The organism is Parolsenella sp. (assembly GCF_982402205.1).
In genome coordinates this window covers 1-3,963 of the sequence record NZ_CEVYAT010000147.1, presented here as the reverse complement: position 1 = coordinate 3,963, position 3,963 = coordinate 1, and the positions used below count along the sequence as shown (strand labels likewise).

Here is a 3,963-nt window from a genome sequence, read left to right as displayed (position 1 = left end):
CCGCCTCGTCGACGAGATCCGCCGCGGCGTCCAGACAATCCAGTACCAGGTCGTGACCCTCATGACCACCAACGGCCAGGCGCCGTTCGTGACCGTCTTCATGTACCTCAACGAGGCCCGCAGCGCCCAGGAGAAGCACGACCTCGCGCTCATCATCAAGGAGACGCTGCGCCAGCGCTATGAGGGCGTCAAGAACGAGGCCGGCGTGTGGATCACGCCCGCGTTCCCCAAGCTCATCTACGTGCTCGAGGACGACAACATCGAGCTTGGCCAGAAGTACTACTACCTCACCGAGCTTGCCGCCAAGTGCACGGCCAAGCGCATGGTGCCCGACTACATCTCCGAGAAGAAGATGCGCGAGCTCAAGCTCTCCGCGGGCGAGAAGCCGGGCGAGGGCGACTGCTACACCTGCATGGGCTGCCGCAGCTTCCTGACGCCCGACCGCTCGGGCAACGGCTTTGACAACGTGGCCCACGCGCTCAACTACGACCCCAGCAAGCCCAAGTACTACGGGCGCTTCAACCAGGGCGTCGTTACCATCAACCTGCCCGACGTGGCGCTGTCCTCCGGCGGCGACGTCGACAAGTTCTGGAAGATCTTTGAGGAGCGCCTAGAGCTGTGTCACAAGGCCCTGCGCTGCCGCCACGAGCGCCTCAAGGGCACTCTGTCCGACGCCGCGCCCATCCTGTGGCAGTACGGCGCGCTGGCCCGCCTGCCCAAGGGCGCCACGATCGACCCGCTGCTCTACAGTGGCTACTCCACGATCAGCTTGGGCTACGCCGGCCTCTACGAGTGCGTCAAGTACATGACGGGCCACTCGCACACCGACCCCGAGGCCACGCCGTTTGCCCTCTCGGTCATGCAGAAGATGAACGATAAGTGCACCGAGTGGAAGTCTGCCGAGAACATCGACTACTCGATCTACGGCACGCCGCTCGAGTCGACCACCTACAAGTTCGCCAAGTGCCTCCAGCGCCGCTTTGGCGTGGTCAAGGGCATCACCGACCACGGCTACATCACGAACTCCTACCACGTCAACGTGCGCGAGAACATCGACGCGTTCACCAAGCTCAAGTTCGAGAGCGAGTTCCAGCGCCTGTCGCCGGGTGGAGCCATCTCCTACGTCGAGGTGCCCAACATGCAGGACAACCTCGAGGCCGTCATGAGCGTGCTGCACTACATCTACGACAACATCATGTACGCCGAGCTCAACACCAAGAGCGATTACTGCCAGGTGTGCGGCTACGACGGCGAGATCAAGATCGTGGAGGATGACGGCAAGCTCGTCTGGGAGTGCCCGCACTGCGGCAACCGCGACCAGAGCAAGCTCAACGTCGCCCGCCGCACCTGCGGCTACATTGGCACGCAGTTCTGGAACCAGGGTCGCACCGAGGAGATTCGCGACCGCGTCCTGCACCTTTAGTAGTAAGCTCTACAACTGTTTGAACTAGCTCGGGCGACCTCGCGACGTGACTCGCGGGGCCGCCCGATTGACGTAGCTCGCCTGGGCCGGGCCTCTGCGAAGGGACATTGCGCATGAACTATGGCGCCATCAAGTACTGCGACATCGCCAACGGCGTGGGCGTGCGGACCTCCCTGTTCGTCTCGGGATGCCGCGTGCACTGCCCGGGCTGCTTCAACGGCGAGGCCCAGGACTTCGACTACGGCCTGCCCGTGACCCGCGAGGTCGTCGACGGCATCATCGAGAGCCTGCGCCCCAGCTACATCCGCGGCCTGTCGCTTCTGGGCGGCGACCCCATGGAGCCCGAGCACCAGGCCGAGCTTGTGCAGATCGTCGAGCGCGTTGCCCTCGAGCTGCCCGACAAGGACGTCTGGTGCTACACCGGCTACGTCTACGACCGCGACCTCGTGCCAGGCGGCCGCCGCTACGTCGAGGGCGTCACGGACCGCCTGCTCGACGGCATCGACGTACTGGTCGACGGTCCCTTCATCGAGGCCGAGAAGGACATCACGCTGCGCTTTCGCGGCTCGGCCAACCAGCGCCTCATCGACCTGGCGGCGACGCGCGCCACGGCCATGGCCGACAACCCCGCCGGCGACATCGTGATCTGGAGCGATGGCGAGGTCTTTGGCACCCACCACATGTAGGGCTGGGGAGCCCCTGGCCCCGTTGGGCGACCCGTCACACGGAATCGCCGCCAAGCGTGTCGCATTCACCGAATATGAGTAGACCCACCTTCCCGGATGCACCGTGGGAGGCGGGTCCTTTGCTAGGCAGATGAGGTGCTAACGGCTACATCCCGAGGTGGGCGGCCATGTCGAGGATGGCCTTGCGGTAGCCCTCGATGCCCAGGCCGGTGATCGTCTCGAAGCAGGCCTTGCGCACGTAGGAGACCTGGCGGAAGTCCTCGCGCTCCTCGACCTTTGAGATGTGGACCTCGACGCAGGGAATCTGCACGGCCTTGAGAGCGTCGAGGATGGCGACCGAGGTGTGCGTGTAGGCGGCAGGGTTCATCACGATGCCATCATAGGTGCCAAGGGCCGCCTGGATCTCGTCGACGATGGCGCCCTCGTGGTTGCTCTGGAAGCAACGGACGTTGGCAAAGCCCGCCTCGGCGGCCGCCGCCTTGCAGGTGCGCACGAGCGCCGCGTAGTCGGCCTTGCCGTAGATGGCGGGCTCGCGGATGCCCAGCATGTTGATGTTGGGGCCGTTGATGACGAGCAGGGCGTGGCCGCGCTTCTCGAGCGATGCGGCGACCTTCGAGGTCTTGGAGCCGTCGTCGAGGAAGGCGCGCAGCGCGTCGAGGTCCTCCTTGCCCAGGCGCTCGTCGTTGATGGCGGCGCGCTGCTGGGCGCGGTAGGAGCTGCGGTGGCCCGGCGTGATGACGACGCGGCTCTTGGGCTTGTCGTCTTTCTCTGACTTGCCCAGGGCCTTCTCGACAATCTTGTCGGTGGGGATGGACTCGAAGGGGTTGTCGCAGGTGCCCGCGGGGTCGCCGACGCCCACGCCGGACTGCAGCGCGAACTCGCGCGATACGCCCTCGATCGCGGCGGGGCCAAGCACGACCTCGATGCCGGTGTTGCCGTGCGGCACGACGCCCAGCACGCCACGGATGGCGGTGATGTCGCTCGTGGTCACGTGCGAGCTGTCTGCCAGGGTAAGCCTGAGGCGCGTGAGGCAGGTCATAACGTGCCTCACGTTTGCCTTTCCTCCCACGGCGGTGAGAATCTTGGCCGCGACTTCCCTGTACTCCATGGTGCAAATCCTTCCCTTGGTGCCCGCGGCACCTCGAGCCGCAAAAATACTCAAAGCATACTAGTTAAATAGGCTTAGCCTATCAATGTGTCGTAACGGTCACAAACCGCTAACGGACGATATTGCGGGGTAAGCGGAGACGCTACAGGGAGAGCCTGCGCATGATCTCCTGCGCGTCGCCTCGGGCAGACCCCGTGCACGCGACGACCTCGTCTGCCCAGGCGCGGTAGAGGGGCATGCGCTCGGCCGCCAGCGCCTCGATGCCGCGCGACTTCGAGATGGGGCGCCCCTTGCTCGAGAGCTCGTCGAGCTTGCGGTCGACCATCACGACGGTCGAGTTCTGGCGGAGCAGGTCGCAGTTCTCGGGGCGCGTCACGACGCCGCCGCCGCACGAGATGACCAGCCCGCTGCCTCTTGCGACCTCGGAGAGCGCCTGCGTCTCCATCGCGCGGAAGGCCTGCTCGCCGTCCGTCTCGATGACCTCGGCGGGGGTGCGGCCAAAGCGCTCGGAGAAGTTGACGTCCATGTCGACGAACGTGCGGCCGCAAAGCTCGGCGAGGTTGCGTCCGGCGCTCGTCTTGCCGCTGCCCGGCATGCCAATGAGCGCGACGTTTCTGCTCGAGCGCATGAGGCGCTCGTTGATGCTGCCGATGAGGTCCTCGTCGAGCTCGCGTCCCTGCCACATGCTGCTCGACAGCCACGCCTGGCCCACGAGCATCACGAGTCCGCTCTCGGAGGGCACGCCC

The 3,963-nt window shown here is 65.3% G+C and carries 4 protein-coding genes; 2 read left to right on the top strand and 2 right to left on the bottom strand.

The features are described from left to right. Positions 1 to 1,423 (top strand): anaerobic ribonucleoside-triphosphate reductase (nrdD, locus tag AC1VTH_RS07185; RefSeq protein ID WP_481335467.1); only part of this gene is annotated, 1,423 nt, incomplete at its 5' end. A 113-nt stretch (positions 1,424 to 1,536) separates the two neighbouring features. After that, complete coding sequence (gene nrdG / locus AC1VTH_RS07180; protein ID WP_481335466.1) at positions 1,537 to 2,109, top strand: anaerobic ribonucleoside-triphosphate reductase activating protein; 573 nt, start codon at positions 1,537 to 1,539, stop codon at positions 2,107 to 2,109. 145 nt (positions 2,110 to 2,254) lie between these two features. Here nrdG and aroQ read toward each other — a convergent pair whose 3' ends face one another. Continuing rightward, a complete protein-coding gene (aroQ, locus tag AC1VTH_RS07175; protein ID WP_481335465.1) occupies positions 2,255 to 3,217 on the bottom strand; it encodes a type II 3-dehydroquinate dehydratase in 963 nt (320 codons plus the stop codon). A gap of 142 nt (positions 3,218 to 3,359) precedes the next feature. Further along, positions 3,360 to 3,963, bottom strand: a 604-nt coding sequence (locus AC1VTH_RS07170) for a shikimate kinase (protein ID WP_481335464.1), incomplete at its 5' end; no start/stop codon positions are given.